Here is a 21,728-nt window from a genome sequence, read left to right on the forward strand (position 1 = left end):
TCACAACGGCCTCCCCGGCCCCGATGTCACTCGCCACGTCAGTCATCAACTGTCGCTTCCAGCTCGGGAGTTACACCGCTCACCGTACAGACCCGGTTGTAGACCTCGCGCGCGACGAAGCGCTTGAGGCACCTGAATATGTCCTTCGTCTTGAGTCCTTCGAGAGTGCGCCGGGCAACGTAGTCACGGGTGCGCGGGTCGTGGCGCATGCGGACCAGCACGATTGTGTGCAACGCGCGGTTGGCCTGGCGGTCTCCGCCCCGGTTGAGCCGGTGGCGGTCAGTACGCCCGGAAGAGGCCGGCACTGGGGCGGCGGCGCACAAGTGGGCGAAGGAGGCTTCGGATGCGAGCCTGTCGGGGTTGTCCCCAGCGGTGACCAGCAGCTGCCCGGCGGTCTCGGTCCCGACGCCCGTCAGCGCGAGCAGGCCCGGTGCGGTGCGGGCGATCAGGACGCGTAGGTCGCGGTCTGCGTCCGCTTCAAGTGCCTGCAGCGCCTGGCCAGGCGCTTGAGGGCCAGTCTGACGGCCGTGGCCGGGGTAGCCAGATCGGTGCCCGGACGGCTGGCGGCCAGCCGTCGGACCAGCTCGGTGGTGGTCAGCGAGCGCAGTGCTTCGCGGACCTCAGCGGGCGCACGGGCCTTGACGGCGCTGGCGCGTACAACGCGCAGTCCGCGGATTGCCTCGACCGCGCCGTCACGGTGCTTCGGCGTGCCTGTGGCGCGGCCGGCGAGTACCGCGGTGGCGGCGGCGTAGGCGTCGATGGAGTCCGACTTCCCTGCTGCCTGGCGAGCCCGACGGTCGGGTCGGTCCACCTCGATCACGGCGATCTGGTTGGCCCGGAGGTAGCGCCCGAGTTCGGCGCCGAAGGAGCCGGTGCCCTCCATGCCTACAACCAGCACCCGGCCGTGGGAACGCAGCCACTCCAGCAGGTCCCGGTAACCGGCAGGCGTCGTGGGGAACGCCTCGGTGGCCAGGTGCCGGCCGATGGTGTCGATGACGGCGGCCTGGTGAACATCGGTGTGGGTGTCGATCCCGCCGATCACCTCGATGGGCTGTGACATGGTGGCCGGGTTCCTTCCGTGCGCGGCGAGTTGGCTCGCGCGCACCGGCCGGCGGACGGACACGACTGTGATGGGACCGTTTGGGTCAAGCTTCTATGAGGTCACGGTCGTCGGCCGGTGCACGCGGTGGCACCGCTCGGAAGGTCGACGATTCAGAGTGAGGACAGCCAAAGCGTCAATCGGGGATCGGGTCAGACCCTCGAGCGGTGCGACCCCATCCTCACAATCGGGGATCTTGTGCTGCTCCTTAAAAGGCAGGGGCGGTGGGTCACTTCGCAGCCTGTTCTGCCGATGCTGACTCAAGGCGGAGAAGTTCTTCGGCGGAACAGTCGGAATCAGGGTCTTCTACCAGGCAGAGACTGAGTCCGTGCTCGTCCCGCCGGACCAGAGCCGACAAGAGACAGGAGTCTTTCGGAAAGCCGATACTCAGGGAGACGGTGTCGCCGCTGGTGAGCGCGTCGTCAGCGAAGGAGGAACCCGCCTCGTCGGGTGCGCTGAAGAAGCTCCAGTGGCCGGTTACAGCGTCCGGGCACGATGTGCCTCCCAGGATCGCACTGTTCAGGCTTTCACCCGTCATACCGTGGTTCGCCCGCAAGCGAAGAAGAGCGCCACCAGGGCTACTCCACTCGCCCGTAAGCGCCGACTGGTCAATGCGAGCCGCGTCTCCACCTGCATCAGCGCAAGCAACGCAAGCCCACGCCAACGCGGCGACCAGAGCCGACCACCGTCTCGCTGAAGTGCTCATCCGCATTCCGCCCGCCACCCGACTGAACGCGTTCAGAATAGACGGCAGGTTCGGACGATCTCAAAGCGGGAGGTCCCTGGCGCAGGGCTATGGTCCCAGGAGTACGCGTTGGCGCAGGAGGTCGAGGTTGGCTCGGCCGTAGGCCATGCGTTTGATGAGCTTGACGCGGGTGATATGGCCTTCGATCTGCCCGGAGCTCCATGGGGTGGAGAGGCCGGCGGTGACGGCGTCGAAGTCTCGTCGTAGGCCGCTGACCAGGGAGTGCAGGGCCGGGAGGTCGTCGGCAAGGACGCGTTCCATCCAGTCCGGGAGCTGGTCTCCTCGGAGGTGGTGGAGCATTTCGGCGAAGTCGTGGACGTGCCGTGTGACGGCGTCGAGGTGAGGGCAGGCCGTACGGATCTCCTTCAGTTCCGCGGCGTCGGTGGTCGCGAGGTGCTGGGGGTTCGTCACGATCCAGCGGACGATACGTCGGGGCTTCGGGGCCGACCTGGGCTGCGGCCGGGACACCGGCTGCTGCTTTCGTCCTGGTTGGCGGGGACGTCTGAAGGCGCGGAAGTAACGGCGGAGGCACTGGACGCTGCCGGTGAATCCGCGCTCGACCAGTTCCCGGTGGAGTACGGACAGCCGGCTGGTGGCTTTGACCAGGAGTTCGTCGAGGCTGCCGGCTCGGGCGAAGCGGCGGACGGTGGAATGGTCCAGCCGCAGCGTCCGGCCGATCGCCGCCAGCGACTTCCCCTCGGCCAGCAGTGCCTGAACTGCCTCGTATCTCTGGGTCGTGCGGGCAACCAGACGCCGGGGGTGGCCGCTGACGTCGAGGGTGCCGTCCGGCAGGACGAACGGTACGGCCACCGCCTCAGACGACTCCGGCGTGACCAGGTACCTTGCGGTCGCCTCTGTCATGACCGGGGTCGCCGCGAACGCGGCCCGGATGCACCCGTGTGGGAACCGACCGTCTCCTCCACTGCCTCGGCGACGTTCCGCCACAGATGCCATGCGTCGGCGACCTGTATCGCCTGCGGGGCACCGTTTCGGGCTCCCTCCGCGTAGGCGCCCGCGCGGTCCCGGCAGATCACTTCCACCTGCGGGTGCCGGCGAAGCCATGCGGCCAGCGGTTCGGCGTCCCGGCCGGGCAGGACGTCGACCGGGCGGCGTGCTTCCAGATCAATCAAGATCGTGGCGTAGGAGTCGCCCCTGCGCAGAGCGAAGTCGTCCACTCCCAGGAATCTGACGGTGCCGACCGGTGGCTGCGGAACCGAGCGGAGCAGGTCCAGCAGCGCGTCCTTGGCGATGCAGATCCCGAAGGCAGCGGCCAGGCGGGCGCCGGGTCGGCCCGCCAGGCACAATGCGATCGAGGCGAGCATCGACCGCAGCACCTGTGTCTGCCGGGCATGCGGCCTGGTCAGCCCTCGATCTGCTCGGCAAACGTCACCGCCGGGCACCGGCTGCTCAGGCACTTGAACCGACGCACGGTCAGCTCGATGACTACGGGGTTACTGGCCACGGGCGCGTCGCCGAGACGGCGGACGTACCGGCCGTGCACCCGCCACGACGGCATACCGCATCCCGGGCATCTCACCGGCGACTTCTGGCACCCCGCGCGAAGCTTGATGACCCCGGCCGTTCGCTCGATCGACTCGATGACAACACCGGACAGATGCGGCAACAACCGCCCCAACACCCCTGAACCGCACACCCGGAGACTGCCCAGCTCAGCCCTGTGACATCACAAGATTTCCGACAGAGCCGAAAAATTTGATCGTCGACAGTTGGTGACTTGTACTTGAGTTATGGGTAATCGGCGCTCGTTGTGACGCTCGGTGGGAGACCGAGATGATGCACATTCATATGGGGGTTCACGCGCCGTAACTAGGAGCACTGCCGAGTCCGCAGCCGAGCTCTCGCATTCCGTAGCCAGGACTGACCGGGGAACCACCCGTGCTGGGCAACTTCCTGGGGTATCCCCGTGCCGTGATGGTGTCGGCGGTACCGTGCCGGAGTGGCTGATTACTCGGGGTTCGTCAGGCAGCAGGTCGCCTCTCGCCTCTACAAGCCAGACGGGCGGGTGGAGACCACACGGGCTCCCGCGGTCTGGACGCTGGCGCACCGCGGCTACAGCGGCAGCGGCCGGTTGGACGTGTGGGTGTACGCCACGAAGAAGGAAGCCCTGCGCGAAGGCGCGAAACTCGCCCTGGCCTGCGGCCTGGATGAGCATGGGCAGGCCTGCGAGGACTTCGAGGCCGGCCGATACCAGAAGGTCATGGACCGCTACGAAGAAACCTCACCCGACACCCATCTGCTGCGCGTGCAAATGGCGTTCCTCCAGTTCCCCGACTGATGTTGCCGGGTCAGCGTCCACGTTCTCCTTCTTCAGCTCCTTCATCGCCGCGGACTCCTCCGTGGTCGTCCTCGGACGCTGCCCGAAGTCAATCTCGTCCCGCCTAACCCAGTTCCGCAGCGTCTCGGCGGAGCCGATGCCAAGTTTCTGCGCGACCGCCCGCAGCGCAGCCGACTCGTTCGGATAGTCCTCACGGACTTCGGCGACCATACGAACCGCACGTTTACGCAGCTCAGCGGGGTAGGAGGAAGGGCGTGCCATGACTTGATCCTTTCATGGAATCGAGTCTCCACCGAACCCGGAACGGTTCAACTGTGTAAGCGGGCGATGCCGAGCAGGCATGGTGAACGCCTTCGCCTTTGAAGCGGCAGTCGCGGAGGATCTTGCAGAGCGCGGAGGGGTGCTGTTGAAACTGAGTGTCAGCGGGGAATGCTCTGTCCCGCTTCGGTGAGGGTCAGTGTGAGGCACCCCAGCCACGGGCCGGATGGCGGGTACTCCCAGTTCTCGGCGTTCGCCAGGACAGTGGGAAGGTCCTGCTTCGGGATAGGGGGCCCGGGCTGCTCTCCGAGAGTGCCATCCGGCGCTGTCCAGGGAACGACCCGGCACACTTCGATCCATCCTCTGTCGACGAGGGGGAGGAGGATCGGGACGAGAGCCGAGGCGGGCTCTGAGACCAGCGGCTCGTCGAGGTCACCCCAAACACCGGGGAGGATGTCGATCTCGGTGGCGTTGATCATGAAGGCGCGTTCGGCGGAGGACAGCTGGTCTGTCGCGGGATAGCTCACGCGCAGAGTGTCGCAGCTCAGGAGAACGGCCGCCGAGAGCCCTCGGTGGCTTTGGTCAAGGAGCGGGTGCGACCACAACGACTGTCTCTTCGCATGGTCCGTCGGCGAACACTTTCAGTGCCTCGAGTTCGGCGGGGTCGGCTGTCAGGTTCCAGCGGAGTTTGGTGCCCACCCACTCCGAGACGTAGCGGCAGTGCTGCTCCGCGGCCGGCGGGAGCCATTGTGCTGGGTCCTTGTCGGCTTTCGCGCGGTTGCTGCGCGCGGTGACCGCCACCAGGGAGACGGCGACGGTCTGGTCGTTGGCGTAGGCTTCGCGCCGGCCGGCACGCCAGGCGGAGGCGCCGGAGTCCCATGCTTCGGCCAGTGGCACGAGGTGGTCGATGTCGAGGGCACTGGCAGAGGTCACCTGCTGGCCGTCGTAATAGGAATGCCAGCGGCCGCCGGTGATGGTGCAGCCTGCTCCGACTTCGGGTGCTTCGACGGCCTCACTGAGCAAGACCTCCTGGCGGGTGTTGCAGCCGTCCGCACGGTCCTCGCCGGCGTTCCAGTGCTTGAACTTGGTGCGCACGTAGCCGTCCCGGCTCTCCGAGGCGCTATGGACTTTGGTGAGGGCGTCCGGCAGCAGCATCGGCTGTGCCGCCTGGACGGGAGCGGGTGCGGTGAGCGGGGTGAGGGCAAGAACGAGCGGGACCAACCCGCGCAGCAGCTTCCTGATCACGTAGCCCTGGGTACCGGCAAGCGGACCTGGGCGTAGAGGTCTCCGTCGAGGTAATCACCCGTTGGGACGAGGCAGTTCACCGAAGGAACGTTCAACTGCTCGTTGATGAGGCGCAACCCGCGCCCGCTTCTTGCGCCACCGGGCGCTGGCGCCTTCGTATAAGTGAGTTCGTGATGCGCACCTCGGGGGCGATGACCCGGTGCCTCTGCTCGGTGGTGGCCATTTGGAACTGCGCCAGCACGCCCAGCGCCAGCCGGTCACCGCTGCCCGCGCCCTGGCCGGTCATCACGGATCCGCCCACTTCCCTCCGGTGCGATGCCGTCCTGCCTGGCACCGCGCGTACCGGTCACAGCAGCAGCCGGCCCCGACCAGACCACCGGCCACAAAGGCCCGACCACGGTCACGAAGCGACAACACCTCCGTGGACCAGTCCGGCATCCCCGCTGACAAGCCCTCCGACAGCCGTCCGCACCCTCCGCCGCGCCCGTCCGTGACGAGAAGGTGAGCCTCCCACGGCCGGGCATAGGGGCGTGGGTGTCGTGTGGCGGCGGGAGGATATCCACAGGTCGCACGATCGCCCACTCCAGGCCGTACGGTGCTGCTCCTGACGATCAGCGGGCAGAGGTGCGCGATGTACGAGGTGGATCTGGCCCTTCGGGCGGAAGAGGCGCTGGCCGGGTTGCCCGGCGATGGTCGCATGGAGGTGATGGAGGTGATGGCTGCCGTCCTGGTAGGGCGGGAGTCATGGCCGGCACCTGGTGGGTGGGACGGGGCGGTTGCGTTCGGGTCCCGGTCGTGGCTGGCCTTCACGGCTCATGCGGGGGGCATTGAGGTGTACGCCATCGGCTCTGCAGCGTGACGCTCCACGGGGCCCAGGGACGAACAGCCCGGGGCGGGTCCAACCTGGCGCGTGCCGTGCTGATGCAGGGCACAGGCCGGTGGAGAGCCGGGGCAACTGCCCGGCTCTTTAGCGTGTCGGGCGCAGAGGCCGGCACGGCCGAGGACATCGGACAGCGGTCCTCCTGAGGACGTCGGTGGTCCCGCGCCGTGTGCGTTCCTGCCAGCAATCAGGATGAGCCGACGCAATGCGGTCGGCGGGGTGTCGGAAGGCAGACTGTTCGGGGGCTTCTAGGCGGCGGGCAGGGTGACGCGCGCCCACACGGTTTTGCCGCGTGTCTGGGTGTGGGTGGTCCAGCCCCAGGTGTTGCTGAGGGCGTCGACGATGGGTAGCCCGCGGTGGCGTTCGGCTAGTGGGGGAGGAGGAGCGAGTCGTGGGCGGCGTCTGCTGGGATCGCGTACCACACACAGCAGAGTCTGAGGTCGTAGGGCTAACGCCAGCCACACAGCATTTTGGTCGTCGTCAGAAGGGGCTGTGTGGGTCTGGCCGTGGCGGACGGCGTTGGCGACGAGTTCGGAGGCGATCTGGACGGCGTCGTCGCCGATGCTGTGCAGGCCCCATCGCTGTACGGCCTGGCGTGTGAACTGCCGTGCAACGAAGCAGCAGTTGGTGCTGGCTGGGATGCGGCGGGCGGTGAACTGGGTGCTGCCCAGGCCGCTGCGGACGGCCAGGTTTGCTGTGGAGGCCAGAGGCTCACCGAGGAAGAGGGGCTGCTGTCTTCGGCCGCCGGGCGTGGCGGCGGCGAACGGTGGCAGGAATGCTTCGTCGTGACGTGGCGTCATCGTTCGTCCCCCGGACTGGTGCCGTGCCCGGGGGCACGGCGTGCCGACTTGACCGTCACTATTCCTGTCCGTTCCTCGTTCTTGCAAGCACGGGGCTGCAATTGCAGAGCCCGCGTATTCGCACACAGGTCGGTTCGCCGCATGTTGCGGACGGGCCAGGTCTAAATGGTTCAGAGAGGCGTGGTGAGCATGCAACGGGTGGAAAACGGTATGGGGGCGGGCGAGATTGAGGGTGCGGCGTGGCGCAAGAGCCACCGCAGCGGGAGCGGTAACTGCGTGGAGATTGCTGCTCTGCCGGGCGGTGACGTTGCGGTGCGCAACTCCCGGTATCCCTGCGGGCCTGCTCTCATCTACACGCGTGAGGAGATTGCCGCCTTCTTCGGCGGCGTGAAGGACGGCGAGTTCGATTTCACGTTCTCGTAGCCGACGGTAAGGGTATGGCCACTTCCTGACACGGTCCCGTGGTGGCTGCCATACTCGGCCTCCTCAACAGCCTGATAGGAGAGCTTGTATGGCAGCCGTGCGGAAGGCGCCGTCGATTCTCGGATTTCCGCACCGCCCGGAGTGGGGAGCCGCCGCTCATCGCAAGGCCCTCGCCGGGCACTTGCGGCGCTGCCGCGACCACGCCGGGATCGGAACCCGTCAGGCGGCCCGATGCATCGGCGCCTCTGAGTCGACGATCAGCCGTATCGAAAACGGCCTGGCCGCGCTCAAAGAGGCGGAAATGGAGCGGCTGCTGGACGTCTACGGCGTGCGGGACCCGCAGGAGCGGTCAAGAATCCAGGCCCTGGTCCACGAGGCAGCGCAACCGGAGGCGTGGCAGCCGTATGCCGGCGCCGCGCCGCACACACTGCGCCCGCTGCTGGCCATGGAACCAGCCGCCCGCCGCATCATCTCCTACGAGCCCCAACTGGTGCCAGGCTGGCTGCAGACCGAGGAATACGCCGAGATCGTGATCCGGGCCGCGCACCCGACCAGACCTGCCAGGGAGATCGCAGAGTGCGTCCGCCTGCGCATGCAGCGCATTGAGATGCTGCGCCGCACCGAAGCGCCCCCCGTGCTGCTGGCCGTGATGGATTCAGAGGTCTTCCGCCGCCAGGTCGGTACGCCTGGCGTGATGTACCGGCAGATCAAGCATCTGCTCGCCTTGCTGGAGGAACTGCGCTACAGCCTGCGCCTTCAGATTGCCCCGTTGTCGGTGGGCGCTGCGGGGGCCATTGGACACCCCATTGTCCACCTGCGGTTCTTCACGCCGGAGTATCTGCCGGACCTGCTTTACCTCGAGCAGTACGAGGGCGCCGTCTACCGGGAGAAGCCGTCGGAGTCCGAGCGCTATCAGGCCGTGCTAAACAACCTGTGCGGTGTGGCATGCCCGGCCGAGCAGACCCCCTCGCTGCTTCAAGCGGCCCTTGCTGCCTGGCGGTGACCGGGCATCCCTGAACTGCCCGTATCAGTGCCTGACAGTGCCGACGCCGCCGAATTCCTCCCACTCCCAGCTGGACTGGGGTTCCACATCGTCCTGCCCGGGCCGCCAGGTGGAGACTTCCACCAGGCCCGGCTCGACCAAGTCCAGCGGGGCGCAGAAGTCGGCCACATCCTTCTTCTCCCGCACTCGGCCCCAGTGGCCTTGGGTCTGCTCGCCCATGAAGGCGGTGACGGAGTCGCGTACGTGGGATGAGTCGCTGACCAGCTGGCACACCACCATCATGCTGCCGGCTGGCAGCCGGTCGGCGACCCGGGCGACCAGCCGGGCCGGCTCGGAGCTGTCCGGGATGCAGTGCAACACCGATACGAACAGCGCTGCCACCGGCTGTGTGAGATCGATCAGCCGACGTACCGGCTCGCTGGAGAAGATTTCGTCGGTGTCCCGCAGGTCCGCATGGAGGACGGCCGTGTTCACGTTGCTCTCCAGCAGCACGCCACCGATGGCACGGACGATGGGGTCGTTGTCGATGTAGACGACCCGGCTGGCTGGGTCCACGCGTTGGGCGATCTCATGGACGTTGTCCTGGGTCGGCAGCCCGGAGCCGTAGTCGATGAACTGCCGTATGCCGTACTCGGCCGCCAGCACACGCACCACGCGACGCAGGAACTGCCGGTTGTTCAACGCCAGTTCACGCATGCTTGGCACGTGCTTGAGCAGTTCCGTGCACGCGGCACGGTCCGCAGGGTAGTTGTCCCGCCCGCCCAACAGGCTGTCGTACATGCGGGCCACACTGGGAATCGTGACGTCCACCCCATACGGCAAGCTCACGCGCATCCCCTCCCGCCCGGCACGCCGCAGCAGCGCGCACTGGGTTAACAGAGTGTAGTGGAATGGTTGCGGCAGGGCCCCGTACTGGGCGGAAAATCATTCCTCCGAGGAGTGCGGCAGCAGTCCCGGCACCAAGCCGGGCGGTATGCCCAGCACCTCCGCGATACGGTCGTTGCTCAAGTGCAGCTGCTGGCGGAGCACGCGCGCATCGTGCTGCAGCGCTAGCGCCGTCTGTCTGCCTGAGGGCGCACCGGCATGCAGCCCCAGGGCGTGATCGATGTGATCGTGAAGGATCCTCCAGGCGACAGCGGCCGGCCAGGAGGTGCCCAACATCGCAGCCCAGGACACGGCCACCTCGGTGAACGCCGCTGTCACCGCGCTCTCCGCCGCCCCGGCTCGGCCGATCCGCAGTACCGCGTACTCCAGATACGGCTTGTAGTGACGCTCCCGGAACGCAGCATAGGAAGCCAGCGTTGCCCGCCTGGCCCGAGGCCCTCCTGTCGGTAGGGGCATCGGCTGCCGAGCCATTACGGCAGCATGCCTGGCCTCCCAGGCAACTGGCGGCTGACGGCGCCCGGTCACCGGCCCTGGCCCGGCACGGCGATGTGCGCGGTGCCCTCCGGCGAGCGGGGGTCGTCACACATCAAGAAGGTGTAGTGCACCGCTTCCCACAACGGCTGGAAGTCCACGGGGCGGCCCCCCAGCGCACAGACAAGGGCAGCCAGCACCTCCCATTCCGGCACATCGACGCCCGCCAGCACACGCCGGGCCGTTGCGGCCTTCACCGCACCCGAACTCATGTCTGCGATCCGCTCCGGCGACGGTGACTTCGCTGCCAGATGCAGTCCGCGAACTGCCGCATGCAACTGCGCGATCGCGGCCGCGACCGGTTGCCGTCCTTGCGTCGTCAGGCCGTGCGCTGCCTCGAACAGCACCCGTAGCTCCGCCGGATCCGAACCAAAAAGCACGGTCAGCGCACACACCAGGTCCCACGTCGGCAGACGATCACCCGACAGGACGCGGGAGATGAACGACGGCGACAGCATGGTGGAATCGGCAACCTCCCGGATGGTCAGCCCGCTGGCCACCTGCAGCTGCGCCAGAGCCGATGCCAACTGCCCTCCAGGGGAGACACCCTCGGTCCCCGAAACGGCGGCTGCGCCCTCCGCCGCATCGGCCAGCCGGCCCGGTCCGGGCCCGCGCCACCGGGCGGGAGCAGCCCGTTTTTCGTTGGCATGCAGATCCATCATGCGAGCCACCCGCTCGGGGCCCCAGCGCGCACGTGCCGTCTCCGGTGCGATATGCGCGGCCCGGGCCACCGATTCCCATTTCTCACCGCGGTGCCGGGCATCCTGTACCGCAGCAGCGGTATAGATTTCCAGCTCTCGCCGGATCGATTCGGCCCGCTCCAGCAGCGAACTCAGTTCCTCCTCACGCATCTCGCTTTCCATCAGCTGCTGTGCCAGCCGATACACCTCGGCCGCCACCGTCCCACCCAGGGGCCCCTGCTGGTCCACGCGCGAAGTCCGCCGGGTCTGCCGGGCCTGCCGGGCTCGCTGAGCCCGCCGCCGGCAGGCCGTGTTGCAGTACCTGCGGCGCCGGCCCGCGCCCGAGTTCTGCACGATCGGCCCCCCGCATGCCACGCACGTCTGCAGCGTTCCAGTCGCCACGTGTGCCGTCCTTTCTGCTGCTTGCCCAGGCAAGCAGCACTCCATCTGCGCCCCGCCGTTGAGACAGCCAGGGGCGACGGGAACGCCCCGCCGCCCCCCTGGCTCATCGGTCAGTCAATCCGCACCCACAGCAGGTCGATCCGCGATGTGCGTGCTGCTGCGGCCGCGACACCGGCGAAGGCCACACATGCGGCAGCGGGCCACTCACCGGCCGACGGCAGAACGAAGGACAAAGCCAGCACGACGGGCGGGGCCAGGCTGACCGTGACAGCGAAGGCACGCAGGCGTGCGTAAGGCCCCCGGGCATTGCTACCGTCCGGAAGCGGCCCGGACACCACAGTGCCCCGGACGCCATTGGGAGCAGTCATCATTTCTCTCCTTACGAATTGACGGCTGGTCAAAATGCGGAGGGGCCCTGGTCTGTTGGTGCCTAGCCTTGAACCGGGGCCCACCTTCGGCGTGACCCTAGCGCGCTGCCGATTCGTTCGGCTATCAGAGTGAGTCAGTAACGGGTAAGCAGCCGCATCCGCGTGCGAAACCAGCAGCTGAAAGACAGCTTTCGCTTATGCGGGCCCCCATTTTTTCGAAAGTGCACGCTTCCTGAATGGGAATGATCGCTGCTGAGAGAGATTCCCCCTGATGCACCGTGCGCCGTCGCGTGAAAATCCAAGGGGAGTGCTCCGGCGCACTCATCCCCCCCGCCGTGCTCCCTCGTCTGCAGACACCCCTGTCCTTGGTGCATCCGCTCGCGCTCGACTCCCCTGGGAGGTGTGGCGGCGGTCGCCACCAGGGCGGGCTGAGTCAGACTAATGCTCTGCTCGGCCTCTCACCTCTGGGCCTCATCCGAAAAGTAACGAATTGGCGATCGAAGTTCGAAGGAAATGTCGACAGCAACCAAGGCAAGGGAAGTGTTGGCAGTTGACGGGGACCATCGACGGGCTCCGCACCCCTTGCTGACTAGGCCCATGAACCCGACCATGTGAGGTCAGCGGATCCGGTCCGCTCGGCCTGGGTGGCGACAGGATTTAAGGGCCCGCCGCTCGGTCGTGTGAAGCCACTGCAGCGGCGGAACTTCACCGGGCCGTCGGGGCGTAGTTCCCTACATGGACCCGATCAACGAGATGCACGTGAGCGAGCCGGGCTTGGTCGTCGTCGACGTCGCGGCCGCCGACGACGCCACTGCGCTTGCCTTCCAGCAGATGCTGGCCGACCGATGGGCGACGGCGACAGCGGAGCAGACCACGCGGGACGCCGGTCAGCCCGGTGTTCGGCTGCGCTGCTATCTGGACCTGCGCCAGCAGCTCACCCATGCTGACGTGGTCGGCCCAACCGAGGAGCCGCCCACGGCCCGGCCCTGAGTCAGGGGAGGGTGCAGCTGTCGAGTTGCTGCTCGCGTGGGCTGCCGCTGCGGTCGCGGCAGCCGTGAATGCTGGGTAACCGCCTCGACCTGCCTACGTCAGCCGGTTCACCGGCCCGCCACCACGCGATCACACGTGTCGCGGCCAATCGGTATATCCGGCATGGCAGTCGGTGCTTTCCGCGCTGCGCTGCGGGGCCTTGCGCGGGGAGTCATGCCGGAGTAAGGGGGTGACCGCCTTCGTCTTCAGCCGGCTGAGCTACGGTTGTGGCTGCCAGGCGTAGCGGACGTCGGCTCCCCGCTCGTCGTTGCGCCACCCGTCGGTGCGCTCGACCTCGACGAAGCCGTGCCGCTGGTAGAAGCGCTGGGCCGGTTCGTTGACCTGGAAGGACCACAGCGACAGGCCGTTGGGCTTCTGCTGCTTGGCCAGGGCCATGAACCGGTCGCCGAGCCCGCGCCCACGCCAGTCCGGTCTCGGTGGCGCAGGCGCAGGCGCAGGATGAGGACCCGTTACCGGTTTGAGGCGGACCGCACCGGGACCAGGAGCGGGGCGGCGCACCGCCGACCGGACCGGTGATGGTGATTCCGGGTCCGCTCCAGGGCCGTGGTCAGCGCGGGTGTCGCGGCAGTGGACGAATCCGTTACGTCAACTGCCGCGCGGTTCTGAATGTCGCTGCGGGGCCGCTACTTCCAGTTGTGCACCGTCAGCGGGCCGCCCTTGTCGAGGTAGCCGAGCAGGCCGGCGTCGGGGTACTCGATGATGTCCCCCGGAAGGTCGTGCGCGGTGAACCAGGTCAGGGCCAGGCACTTGTCCGGTTGTTTGTTGACGGGCTCCCCTTCCCACGTGAGGGCTTCGAAGAAGAAGCCGATCCGCTCGATGTCGTCGTCCTGGCGGTGGTGGACGACCTGAACGAGCTGCAGGTCATCGGGATCGACGGTGATCCCCGTCTCCTCGAACAGCTCGCGGGCCGCGCCGGTGGGCAGCGGCTCGCCGCGGTCGAGCTTGCCCGAGGGCATGTGCCACCGGCCGTAGCCGTAGGGCCCGCCCCGCTGGGAGAACAGGATCTTGTCGCCGTCGCGGACGATGACATGGGTGTCGATGACGGGTGTTGCCGGTTCGCCGCTCATGTTCCTTGGGGGGAGAAGGTGCAGGGGAGGGAATCGACGCTAGCGGCAGAGCGGGGATGGTGTCGGCGATTCGCCGCGCTACGTCCGGACGCGGGCGACGACGCCGCCGAGCAGGCGCCAGATTCCGTTGTCGAGGGCGCGGATCAGCTGCGCCAGCGCGGCGTCGAAGCTCGCGCGGAAGCAAGCTTCCCGGAGGGCGGGAAGGGATTCCATTGCCGATGTACGTGAGAGTGCTCATTCGGTGTGCCTCCCTGATCGAGCAGTGGACGGGTGCTGGAGGGGCGGTCAGTGCTGCGTCTACAGGCGGGCGGCGGCCTGCCAGAGGCATGGATGATCTGACGGGCGGTGCGGAACATTTCGGCACCGTGGGCGCCGTCGGGGAAGCGCTCGACGACGCGGTGGTGAACGTGCTGCCGGTAGGCCAGCGCGGTCAGGCCACTAAAGACCTCCATGTCGAGCTGCTGCTGTGAGGCGAAGCAGGCCAGTGCTGCCTGCTTGGCTGCTAAGAGATTGGGGGTACCGACGAAGTAGAGGTTCGGCTCGAAGTTGCGGCTGTACGGGGAGCGGAAGTGAATCAGGTCGGCGGCCTCGCGCATCGCGACGGTGCTGGCCTCCTCGCCGGTGACGGCGTGGTCGAGGTGCTGGTCGTTGGGGTAGTGGGTGTAGACGACGTCGGGGCGCTCGATGGCGAAGGCGTCGAATAGGGCCGCGTTGATGGCGCCGCGGTGGTCGGTGAACCGGGTGTCGGGGATGGGGGAGAAGGTGTAGCCGCCGATGCCGAGGATCTTCGCGGCCGCCAGGCACTCGTCGCGGCGCGCAGCGCCGTCGCCCTTGTCAGCGCGCCCGGCGCTCAGGCAGTGGACACGGACACGGTCGCCGACGAGGACGTGATCGCGGATGCGCATGCCCATGGCGAGCTCGGCGTCGTCGGGATGGGCGACGACGACCAGGACGGACCGGGGAGTGGTCAACGGGACTCCTCGTTGCGGGTGATCTGCAGAGCGCTGTGCAGACGGCGGCCGTCGAGGCCCTGCCAGTGGAAGGGCTCGTGCTCGTGCCGGGGCCAGCGCAGGTAGTGAAGGCTGCCGACGGCGTCTACTGGTTGGCGTCCGTGCCGGAAGGCGATCTTGGAGGTCTGGCCGCCGTCGAGGTGGAACACCGCCGCCGGGTCGCGGCCGGCCCGCTTGCACAGCTCGGCGGTCTCCTGGGCAGTGACGCCCTGGAACGTGGGTGCGAGCGGTGCACCGTCCAGGACGGTCAGGGTTAGACGGCGGCTGTCGAGGGCGAGCAGGGTGCGGGCGTAGCGGGCGTGGGGACGGAAAGGACTCGTGCCGAGGCTCTGGTCCCAGGCGGCGGTCAGTCCGGCGTCGGCATCGGCGGCGGACGGCCCCAGGGACAGGGCGCTGCCGACGTCCGCGGTGGCGAAGGCGTCGATGGCCGTGACGTCGACGTGTGCGCCGGGGACGAGGTGATCGGGCCAGGGCCGGTGGCTGCGCAGGACGTAGGCGCCGGCGAACTGATCGGCGCCGCCGCCGGGGTGCACGGCGGTGATCTGCGCTCCGGCGGGGGTGAGAACGACGGTGCAGTCGAGGACAGCAGGATCGCGCGGCGTGGTGTTGGCGGCCGGGTCGACGTCGCGGCGAAAGCCCGTGCGGGGGTTGTCGTGGTAGCGGATGCGGCAGTTCGCCGCGCCGTACACGGTGAGGTGGCCGGGCGGGGCCGGGTGCGGAGGCGGTTGCTTGGAGCCGGTCCAGGTGTGCGGGTGGCTGGCGACGGTGAGGGTGCCGGTGGCGGCCAGGGTGCGTACGACCGGGCGGCCGTGGTGGATGAGGAGGGCGGGTTTGGTGACGGTGGGCAGGCTGGCGGCGTGGTGGTCGCGGACAGCGAGGTCGAGGCAGGGTTCGGCGGGCTGGTAGTCGGGGTCGTCGGAGATGTAGGCGAAGGCCCCGGAGACCGCGGCGACGACGGGGCCGGTGACGAGGCGGCGCAGGTGGAAGCCGCGCGCGGAGGAGACGGGCTGACACAGGGCGTGGTCTAGGTCGATGGTGAGGGTGTAGGCGTTGGTGAGGCAGCCGTCGCTGAGGTCGATCGGGCGGGCGGTGAGGACGACGCCCGGTGCGAGGTGGCGGGTCCAGGCCGGGGTGGGGCGGGCGAACGGGCTCTGGTCGCGGGCGAGTGACTGGACGGTGGGCGCGTGGATGCCGCGGGCGCTCAGTTCGGCGAGCGGGACCAGGTCCGGATGGTCACCGGGCGGGGCCAGGGGGACGTTCATGCCGTCACCGGTCCGGCGGCGTCCAGCAGGTCGGGGACGGTGAATGGCCCAGCGTCCAGCAGACGGCGCAGGGTTTGGCGCAGCCGGTCGGAGGCGGCGGGAGGGGCGGTCGCCGGGTATGGAACGGTGCGGGCCTCCAGCCGGTACAGCAGCACTCCGGCGGCCACCGTCGCGAGGAGGCCGTCACCACGCCAGCTCCGGGCAGGGCCTGGAGGGGTATAGGCGTCGAGGAATGCGGCGGCGAGCGGGTGCAGGCATTCGGGCCGGGCCGCGTGGTGCAGGACCACGTGCGCGAGGAGGTAGCCGAGATCGAACAGTGGCGCGCCCGTGTGCACGTTGTCGAGGTCGACGAACGCGATGCGGCCCGCCGCGAGGTTGAGGTTCTTCGGGCAGGCGTCGCCGAGGACCAGTTGCTGGCCGGGCAGGGCGTCCAGACGGTGGCACGCCTCGTCGAGGGCGAGGTGGCTGCCAGTGCGTAGGCAGTAGCCGTAGGCGTGCTCGACACGAAAGAGGTCGTCGCCGTTGCCGTCGCGCAGCGGCGGGAGGCCGGCCGTGGCGTGGTGGATGCGGGTCAGGGCGGTGCCCAGGCGTGTGCACTCCTCGACGGTGGCGGCGCGCTGGTCGAGGTGCTCGCGCCAGGTTTGGCCGTCGGGGAAGACGTCGGTCATCACCATGGTGTGCGCGTCGGGCAGGAACGCCAGGGCCTTCGGGAAGAGGTCCGGCAACAGGCCGTGGTGGAGCGCCAGGGCACGGTGCTCGACCTTGATCAGCGCTGGGTTGGTGACGATGTGCGCGATCCGGGCGAAGCGGCGACCGCGGACCTTGACGATGACGGTGCCCGCCTGGCCATGGAGGCGGAAGACGTGGCTGACGTTTCCGCCGGTGCAGGCTTCGACGGTGGCGGGGCGTCCGATGTGCGGGCGGCACGCGGCGAGGACCTGGTGCAGGTGCGGGCCGAGGACCGTTCCCAGGTCGGGCTCGGTGAGGTCGGTGGCGAGCGAGTTGGTCATCGCATGGCTCCCAAGGCGGCGAGGGCGCGCGCGGCCGGTGCCGGGGCTGCGGCCGGGCTGAAGTCGAGCACGACCGGGGCGGCGGGGCGGTCGGCATCGGCCCATCGCCGGGACATCGACAGGTAGGCGCCGGCCATCAGGCGTGCCGGGCGCCGGTGGTCGGTCAGGTCGGAGGTCATCTCCGTGCGGGGTATGTGTCCAGTGAGGTAGGAGAGGAACTCGGTGACGGCGCAGGTGCGTGCCGAGCGCTGGGTTGGGAGCACCGCGTTGTCGCCGCTGCCGTGGACGAGGTCGGCGAAGCCGAGCGCGCGGTGCCTTTGCCAGTCGGGGCGCAGCCGGTCGTTGCGGAAGACTTGGAGTTCGATGTGGTCGGCGCCGCCCACCGCCCGCCGGTCGACCCCGTCCTCGTCGCCGTGGAGGGTCTGCAGGACGTGCAGGTGCAGGGCTTGGAAGGGTCCTTGCTGGATGATGTGGTTTTCCTGCCCGATCCGGCCGTTGCCCTTGTAGAGGTCGCCGGGCACTGGGTGAAGGGCGCTGCGCTGGGAGAAGGTGGTGTGGGCGAGGTTGTGGCTGCCGAGCGCCATCACCCGCCCGCGGCTGCGGTAGGAGACGTTGAGGAACACGTCGACCTCGCCGAAGCCGGCGGTCACTTGGTCCAGGTCCCGCTCGGTGTACGGGTTGCGGTCGGCGAAGCCGGGAAACAGCCGGGCGTGGTCGGCGAGGGTGAGCTGGGCGAGAAAGTCGGAGGGCCTGGTGCACGCGGCGTGGATTTCGATCTCGTCGATCTCCTTGCCTGGGCGCTCGCCCGCGGCCAGCCACCACGGCACGGTGTCGAAGTGGTGGTAGCCGGAGTGCGCGGCCTTGCCGTAGCCGCGGTCGAAGCCGTGGTAGCGGAGGCCGACGAGTTCGTCCGGCAGCCGCCACTGGCCGTCGCCGTGGCTGGACTGGACGGAGGTGACCGGACAGTTCGTGACCTCGGCGACCTCGGCGATCAGTTCCCGCACCCGGCGGAACGCAGGATGCCAGCGGCGCTGGCTCAATACGCTGACCACCATCCGCGGATCGTGCCGCCGCGCCGCCCGGTAGGCATTCAGCAGTGTGTCGAAGTCGTCGGCGATCGTTGCCGCGGCCGCCGGGTCGGTGGACGCGCCCGGATGCACGGTCAGCGGCTTGTCGAGCAGCACCGGCAGGCCCCGCTCCATCGCCCACAGGGCGTAGGGCAGGTGCACGGACGGCTCGGTCGCCACAACGACCGCGCCGATCCGCTGCCGCTCCACCACGCCCTCCAGCACGCGCCGAACCTCGTCGGGCAGGGACCGCCGGGAGACGGGGAACGGCTGGACGGGAACGACGGGCATCTGCCGCGGCCGGCCAGGCGTGCCGTACTTGATTGCGGTGGCAGCCGCGTCGGGCAGGTCGGCGCCGGTGACGGTGCCCGCGAGGTCCGCGTCCTGCGCGACGGCCAGCGCGGGCAGGTGGTTGAGGCGGGTGTGCGGGCCAACCCCGAGGATCAGCACGTTCACGGCACTGCTCACCGGCGCACCGCCCCGCTTCCGATGCCGGCGCCGAGCAGCGGCAGGACGCCCTCACCGACCTCGTACGCCTCTTCCAGGTGGGGGAACCCGGACAGGATGAATTCCGTGATGCCGAGCGCCGCGTACTCGGTGATCCGGTCGGCGACCTCGCGGTGCGAGCCGACCAGCGCGGTGCCCGCGCCGCCGCGCAGCAGCCCCACCCCGGCCCACACGTTCGGCCATACCTCCAGATCGGAGGTCCGGCCGCTGTCCCGGAAGGCCGCGTTCAGGCTGCTCTGCCGGGCCTGCCCGGTGGACTGGCTGTCGGCCAGGGTGGCCTGCACCCGTGCGACGTGCTCCGGGTCGATCCCGGTCAGCAGGCGCTCGGCGGCGGCCCACGCCTGCTCGCTCGTATCGCGGGCGACGACATGGAACCGGATCCCGAACCGCGGCGCCCTGCGCCCGGAGTCGGCGGCCAGGGCGCGGATGCGGTCCAGTTTGGCGGCGACGTCGGCGGGCGGTTCGCCCCAGGTGAGGTAGACATCCGCGTGCCGGGCGGCGACCGGGGCGGCCTCGGCGGAGGAGCCGCCGAAGTACACACCGGGCAGCGGGTCAGGAGGCGAGAAGACGGTGGTTCCGCATACGTCGTAGTGCGCACCGGTGAAGTCGAACGGCTCGGGGGCCCAGGCGCTGCGCAGGACGGTCAGCCACTCGTCGGTGCGCGTGTAGCGGGCGGCCTTGTCGAGGTGGTCGCCGAAGCGGGCCTGCTCGGCCGCGTCGCCGCCGGTGACGATGTTTAGCAGCAGCCGGCCCCGGGTCTGCCGCTGGAATGTCGCGGCCATCTGCGCGGCGAGCGTGGGGGATATCGAGTCCGGGCGCTGCGCGACCAGGAACTTCAGGCGCTCGGTGGTCTGAGCGAGGGCGGCGCAGGTAATCCACGGGTCTTCGTTGAACGTGCCGGCGGGGGTGAGGATCGCGTCGAAGCCCATGTGCTCGGCGGCCTGCGCGATCTGGGTCATATAGAGCAGGTCGGGGGCGCGGTGACGGTCGGCGCCGGGTCCGGCTGCCGTGGTCGTGTCGTGGCCGGGCCCGTGGACCCCGCGCATCCCGGTGGTCAGGGTGCGGCCGTCGCTGCCGGTCGGCAGGAACCAGTGGAACTGCAAGCGGGTCAAGGGGGTCTCCTGGGAGTCAGTCGGAGGTGAAGTCGCCGGCCGCGCGGGCGGACAGGCGGGCGAGGAGCGGGCCGGGAACGGGGATGGTGCCGTTCGTACGGGCGGCGGCTTCGCGGGCGCGGCCCTGGTCCCCGGGAACGCGCCAGCTGCCGTCGGCCGCCGCCGCGGCCCGCAGCTGGTCCGCGAGGCGCGTGTTCGAGGCGGCCGCGTCCTTGTCGGGGGCGGCGAAGGTGGGGTCGAGGGCGATGAAGACGTAGCCGGTGGTCCAGGTGGAGTCGACGTCGCTGCCCATGGGAAAGCCGAACACGGAGCCGGTCAGGGCCTGGATGAGCAGGGAGAACGCCAGGCCGCGGTGGTCGCCGAAGACGATCGCGGAGGAGGCGGCGTGGGGGTCGCGGGTGGTGCGGCCTTCGGTGTCGACGAAGCACTTCTCGGGCAGAGGCCGGCCCGAGCGGCGGTGCTCCCACAGCACGCCCATCGGCGCGAGGGTGGTGCCCATGTCCGCGCTCAAGGGCTCGCCGCGCGTGGGCAGGGCGAAGGAGAGGGGGTTGACGCCGAGAACGGGGGTGGCGCCGCCGGCCGGGACGGCTTCGGTCCGGGAGGTGTTGGCGGCGATGCCGACCAGGCCGTGTGCGGCGATGGACTCGGTGAAGGTGGACAGGACGCCGTAGCGCTGGGTGTTGATGACCCCGACCAGGCCGGCGCCGAGACGGCGGGCTCGTTCGATGGCGGCGGTGGTCGCGAACTCGGCGCTGAGCGGTCCGATCTCGCGGTGCGCGTGGACGACGGCGAACGCTCCGCGCTCGCGGACGATCTCGGGCGGGGCCTGCCGCTCGGGGAAGAACCGGGATTCGAATGCGAACTTCGCCAGCCCGTGGGAGAGCTTGCCGCGCAGTTCTCCGGTCAGGAAGTGGTCGGCCACCCGGCGGGCCGCGCTGTCGGGTACGCCCGCGGCCGCGCAGGTCCGGGCCATCAGGTCCTCGAGTGCGGCGATTGGCACCTGCACGCTCGCCGGTTCGGCCGGCGCCGGGCCGCAGGTGGAGGTGGCGGTGTCGGACATGGTTCTCCGTTCGATGGTGGCAGGAGAAGGAGGTGGAGGAGGGGGCGCGGTTCAGGTGCGGGTGCGGAAGCGGTGCCAGGTCATTACGGAGCGCAACTGCCCCTCCCGCTCGGCGCGGCGGGCCGGAGGGCAGATGGCAGCCTGCTCGGCGCGTCGCCGGGTGAGCGCGGTGACGAAGGTGTCGGCCGCGTCGGTGGGCGAGGAGGCCCAGCCGGGCAGCGCCCGGCGGGCCCACGCCTCGGCGTCGGCTGCGGGGGTGCCAGCGTCGATCAGTTGCGCGAGCAGGAAGCCAGCGCTGAGCCACCCGGCGCCGCGCCCGGGCCACGCCCAGTCCAGCAGGCAGGCACTGCCGTCGCCCTGGACGAGGATGTTCCCTTCGTTCAGATCGGTGTGCACGAGCCGGTCGCCGGCCAGCAGGCCGAGGTCCAGGCCGGCGCCGAGGTGCGCCCAGCGGTCCTCGGCCCGAAGTGTGGCGGCGGCAGGGGCCGGCAGGGTCACGAGGCGTCGCAGCGCGCGGGCGGCGGCGTCACGGTCCGCCGAGCCCGGGGACAGGTCGGCGGCCCGGCCGGGGACGTGCTGGAACAGCAGCCACCGCCAGGCGCCGGCGGTGCCGTGGTGCAGCAGCCTGGGCGCGAGCGCGCGGACGGCGGGTGCGAGGCGTGCCTCGGTGTCCAGGGTGGGCGCGTGGCGGTGGGACAGCGGAGTGGCCTTGAGGAACAACCGGCGCCCGGGAACGTCCAGGGACAGGCGCAGCCGGGCGGTCCTGCCCGCCGCGGCCTCGACGGCGTCGAGGACCGGTCCGGCAGCGGCCTCGACGGCGGCGCGCAGCTGCTGCGGGACGCCGCTCCACACGGTGGACACGGCCGGGGCGGGCAGGTCGGGGACGAGATTCATCAGGCACCTCCTGATCCGGATCGCTACGGGATAGGGGAAAGGAGAGTGCGGACCCGGCCCCGGGCGCGTGCCGG

Annotated in this window: 21 protein-coding genes and 2 pseudogenes; 4 read left to right on the forward strand and 19 right to left on the reverse strand. The window is 69.4% G+C overall.

What is annotated here, in order from left to right; genetic code table 11:
• Nucleotides 1–38: 38 nt before the first annotated feature.
• The 4 genes and pseudogenes from ACWD11_RS33840 to ACWD11_RS33855 form a co-directional block, all read right to left on the reverse strand.
• Nucleotides 39–1,060: pseudogene (locus tag ACWD11_RS33840) on the reverse strand (IS110 family transposase).
• An 832-nt stretch (nucleotides 1,061–1,892) separates the two neighbouring features.
• The gene (locus tag ACWD11_RS33845) at nucleotides 1,893–2,798 is read right to left on the reverse strand and encodes a transposase (RefSeq protein ID WP_451287722.1); all 906 of its coding nucleotides are present in this window, start codon (nucleotides 2,796–2,798) and stop codon (nucleotides 1,893–1,895) included.
• Nucleotides 2,702–3,166: an ISL3 family transposase gene (locus ACWD11_RS33850; RefSeq protein ID WP_451287724.1), complete on the reverse strand. Its 465-nt coding sequence runs from the start codon at nucleotides 3,164–3,166 to the stop codon at nucleotides 2,702–2,704. Before ACWD11_RS33850 ends, ACWD11_RS33845 begins: the two co-directional genes overlap by 97 nt.
• A gap of 38 nt (nucleotides 3,167–3,204) precedes the next feature.
• A complete protein-coding gene (locus ACWD11_RS33855; RefSeq protein WP_451287726.1) occupies nucleotides 3,205–3,498 on the reverse strand; it encodes a transposase family protein in 294 nt (97 codons plus the stop codon).
• Nucleotides 3,499–3,801: 303 nt separating this feature from the next.
• Here ACWD11_RS33855 and ACWD11_RS33860 point away from each other — a divergent pair, with 303 nt between their 5' ends.
• Nucleotides 3,802–4,140, forward strand: coding sequence for a hypothetical protein (locus tag ACWD11_RS33860; protein ID WP_389421398.1), 339 nt, complete (start codon nucleotides 3,802–3,804; stop codon nucleotides 4,138–4,140).
• Here ACWD11_RS33860 and ACWD11_RS33865 read toward each other — a convergent pair.
• The 4 genes from ACWD11_RS33865 to ACWD11_RS33880 all read right to left on the reverse strand — a co-directional run bounded on the left by ACWD11_RS33865 (nucleotide 4,084) and on the right by ACWD11_RS33880 (nucleotide 7,323).
• The gene (locus tag ACWD11_RS33865) at nucleotides 4,084–4,401 is read right to left on the reverse strand and encodes a transposase (protein WP_389421399.1); all 318 of its coding nucleotides are present in this window, start codon (nucleotides 4,399–4,401) and stop codon (nucleotides 4,084–4,086) included. The two genes, ACWD11_RS33860 and ACWD11_RS33865, sit on opposite strands and share 57 nt — an antisense overlap.
• A gap of 158 nt (nucleotides 4,402–4,559) precedes the next feature.
• Entirely contained in the window at nucleotides 4,560–4,925 is a 366-nt protein-coding gene (locus ACWD11_RS33870; protein ID WP_389421400.1) for a hypothetical protein, read from the reverse strand.
• A gap of 55 nt (nucleotides 4,926–4,980) precedes the next feature.
• Entirely contained in the window at nucleotides 4,981–5,643 is a 663-nt protein-coding gene (locus tag ACWD11_RS33875; RefSeq protein WP_389421401.1) for an HNH endonuclease family protein, read from the reverse strand.
• A 1,128-nt stretch (nucleotides 5,644–6,771) separates the two neighbouring features.
• Nucleotides 6,772–7,323 (reverse strand): ATP-binding protein, encoded by a 552-nt coding sequence (locus ACWD11_RS33880; protein ID WP_389421402.1) that lies wholly within the window; start codon nucleotides 7,321–7,323, stop codon nucleotides 6,772–6,774.
• A 189-nt stretch (nucleotides 7,324–7,512) separates the two neighbouring features.
• Between ACWD11_RS33880 and ACWD11_RS33885 the strand changes: the two genes are divergently transcribed.
• Both ACWD11_RS33885 and ACWD11_RS33890 read left to right on the forward strand, forming a co-directional pair.
• The gene (locus ACWD11_RS33885; protein ID WP_389421421.1) at nucleotides 7,513–7,746 is read left to right on the forward strand and encodes a DUF397 domain-containing protein; all 234 of its coding nucleotides are present in this window, start codon (nucleotides 7,513–7,515) and stop codon (nucleotides 7,744–7,746) included.
• Nucleotides 7,747–7,834: 88 nt separating this feature from the next.
• Nucleotides 7,835–8,749 (forward strand): helix-turn-helix domain-containing protein, encoded by a 915-nt coding sequence (locus ACWD11_RS33890; protein ID WP_451287729.1) that lies wholly within the window; start codon nucleotides 7,835–7,837, stop codon nucleotides 8,747–8,749.
• A gap of 24 nt (nucleotides 8,750–8,773) precedes the next feature.
• On the opposite strand, the gene ACWD11_RS33895 is transcribed toward ACWD11_RS33890, so the two are convergent.
• A complete protein-coding gene (locus tag ACWD11_RS33895; RefSeq protein ID WP_389421404.1) occupies nucleotides 8,774–9,583 on the reverse strand; it encodes an SAM-dependent methyltransferase in 810 nt (269 codons plus the stop codon).
• Nucleotides 9,584–10,155: 572 nt separating this feature from the next.
• Nucleotides 10,156–11,064, reverse strand: a complete 909-nt coding sequence (locus ACWD11_RS33900) for a helix-turn-helix domain-containing protein (protein WP_389421405.1) — start codon at nucleotides 11,062–11,064, stop codon at nucleotides 10,156–10,158.
• 1,304 nt (nucleotides 11,065–12,368) lie between these two features.
• Between ACWD11_RS33900 and ACWD11_RS33905 the strand changes: the two genes are divergently transcribed.
• A complete protein-coding gene (locus ACWD11_RS33905; RefSeq protein ID WP_389421422.1) occupies nucleotides 12,369–12,605 on the forward strand; it encodes a DUF6207 family protein in 237 nt (78 codons plus the stop codon).
• Between the two features lie 258 nt (nucleotides 12,606–12,863).
• Here ACWD11_RS33905 and ACWD11_RS33910 read toward each other — a convergent pair.
• From ACWD11_RS33910 to ACWD11_RS33950, 9 genes and pseudogenes are all read right to left on the reverse strand, one after another.
• Nucleotides 12,864–13,076: pseudogene (locus ACWD11_RS33910) on the reverse strand (GNAT family N-acetyltransferase); the annotation flags it as partial.
• Between the two features lie 212 nt (nucleotides 13,077–13,288).
• Entirely contained in the window at nucleotides 13,289–13,732 is a 444-nt protein-coding gene (locus ACWD11_RS33915) for an NUDIX hydrolase (RefSeq protein ID WP_389421406.1), read from the reverse strand.
• A gap of 143 nt (nucleotides 13,733–13,875) precedes the next feature.
• Nucleotides 13,876–14,703: a PIG-L family deacetylase gene (locus ACWD11_RS33920; RefSeq protein WP_389421407.1), complete on the reverse strand. Its 828-nt coding sequence runs from the start codon at nucleotides 14,701–14,703 to the stop codon at nucleotides 13,876–13,878.
• Complete coding sequence (locus ACWD11_RS33925; protein ID WP_389421408.1) at nucleotides 14,700–16,004, reverse strand: hypothetical protein; 1,305 nt, start codon at nucleotides 16,002–16,004, stop codon at nucleotides 14,700–14,702. Before ACWD11_RS33925 ends, ACWD11_RS33920 begins: the two co-directional genes overlap by 4 nt.
• The gene (locus ACWD11_RS33930; RefSeq protein WP_389421409.1) at nucleotides 16,001–17,014 is read right to left on the reverse strand and encodes a phosphotransferase family protein; all 1,014 of its coding nucleotides are present in this window, start codon (nucleotides 17,012–17,014) and stop codon (nucleotides 16,001–16,003) included. The genes ACWD11_RS33925 and ACWD11_RS33930 overlap by 4 nt, the downstream gene beginning before the upstream one ends.
• Nucleotides 17,011–18,549, reverse strand: coding sequence for a Gfo/Idh/MocA family protein (locus tag ACWD11_RS33935; RefSeq protein WP_389421410.1), 1,539 nt, complete (start codon nucleotides 18,547–18,549; stop codon nucleotides 17,011–17,013). Before ACWD11_RS33935 ends, ACWD11_RS33930 begins: the two co-directional genes overlap by 4 nt.
• Complete coding sequence (locus ACWD11_RS33940) at nucleotides 18,546–19,634, reverse strand: LLM class flavin-dependent oxidoreductase (protein ID WP_389421423.1); 1,089 nt, start codon at nucleotides 19,632–19,634, stop codon at nucleotides 18,546–18,548. Before ACWD11_RS33940 ends, ACWD11_RS33935 begins: the two co-directional genes overlap by 4 nt.
• An 82-nt stretch (nucleotides 19,635–19,716) precedes the next feature.
• The gene (locus tag ACWD11_RS33945) at nucleotides 19,717–20,760 is read right to left on the reverse strand and encodes an Ldh family oxidoreductase (protein ID WP_389421411.1); all 1,044 of its coding nucleotides are present in this window, start codon (nucleotides 20,758–20,760) and stop codon (nucleotides 19,717–19,719) included.
• 51 nt (nucleotides 20,761–20,811) lie between these two features.
• A complete protein-coding gene (locus ACWD11_RS33950; RefSeq protein WP_389421412.1) occupies nucleotides 20,812–21,654 on the reverse strand; it encodes a hypothetical protein in 843 nt (280 codons plus the stop codon).
• Between the last annotated feature and the right edge of the window lie 74 nt (nucleotides 21,655–21,728).

The organism is Streptomyces sp. NPDC002776 (genome assembly GCF_053592195.1).

Bases quoted from the DNA above. Each gene is read 5' to 3' on its own strand.
- ACWD11_RS33885 (WP_389421421.1), top strand. From the start codon at position 7,513: ATGCAACGGGTGGAAAACGGTATGGGGGCGGGCGAGATTGAGGGTGCG.
- ACWD11_RS33940 (WP_389421423.1), bottom strand. From the start codon at position 19,634: ATGCGCGGGGTCCACGGGCCCGGCCACGACACGACCACGGCAGCCGGA.
- ACWD11_RS33930 (WP_389421409.1), bottom strand. From the start codon at position 17,014: ATGACCAACTCGCTCGCCACCGACCTCACCGAGCCCGACCTGGGAACG.
- ACWD11_RS33895 (WP_389421404.1), bottom strand. From the start codon at position 9,583: ATGCGCGTGAGCTTGCCGTATGGGGTGGACGTCACGATTCCCAGTGTG.
- ACWD11_RS33890 (WP_451287729.1), top strand. From the start codon at position 7,835: ATGGCAGCCGTGCGGAAGGCGCCGTCGATTCTCGGATTTCCGCACCGC.
- ACWD11_RS33945 (WP_389421411.1), bottom strand. From the start codon at position 20,760: ATGTCCGACACCGCCACCTCCACCTGCGGCCCGGCGCCGGCCGAACCG.
- ACWD11_RS33850 (WP_451287724.1), bottom strand. From the start codon at position 3,166: ATGCTCGCCTCGATCGCATTGTGCCTGGCGGGCCGACCCGGCGCCCGC.
- ACWD11_RS33950 (WP_389421412.1), bottom strand. From the start codon at position 21,654: ATGAATCTCGTCCCCGACCTGCCCGCCCCGGCCGTGTCCACCGTGTGG.
- ACWD11_RS33925 (WP_389421408.1), bottom strand. From the start codon at position 16,004: ATGAACGTCCCCCTGGCCCCGCCCGGTGACCATCCGGACCTGGTCCCG.
- ACWD11_RS33905 (WP_389421422.1), top strand. From the start codon at position 12,369: ATGCACGTGAGCGAGCCGGGCTTGGTCGTCGTCGACGTCGCGGCCGCC.
- ACWD11_RS33845 (WP_451287722.1), bottom strand. From the start codon at position 2,798: ATGGCATCTGTGGCGGAACGTCGCCGAGGCAGTGGAGGAGACGGTCGG.
- ACWD11_RS33915 (WP_389421406.1), bottom strand. From the start codon at position 13,732: ATGAGCGGCGAACCGGCAACACCCGTCATCGACACCCATGTCATCGTC.
- ACWD11_RS33880 (WP_389421402.1), bottom strand. From the start codon at position 7,323: ATGACGCCACGTCACGACGAAGCATTCCTGCCACCGTTCGCCGCCGCC.
- ACWD11_RS33865 (WP_389421399.1), bottom strand. From the start codon at position 4,401: ATGGCACGCCCTTCCTCCTACCCCGCTGAGCTGCGTAAACGTGCGGTT.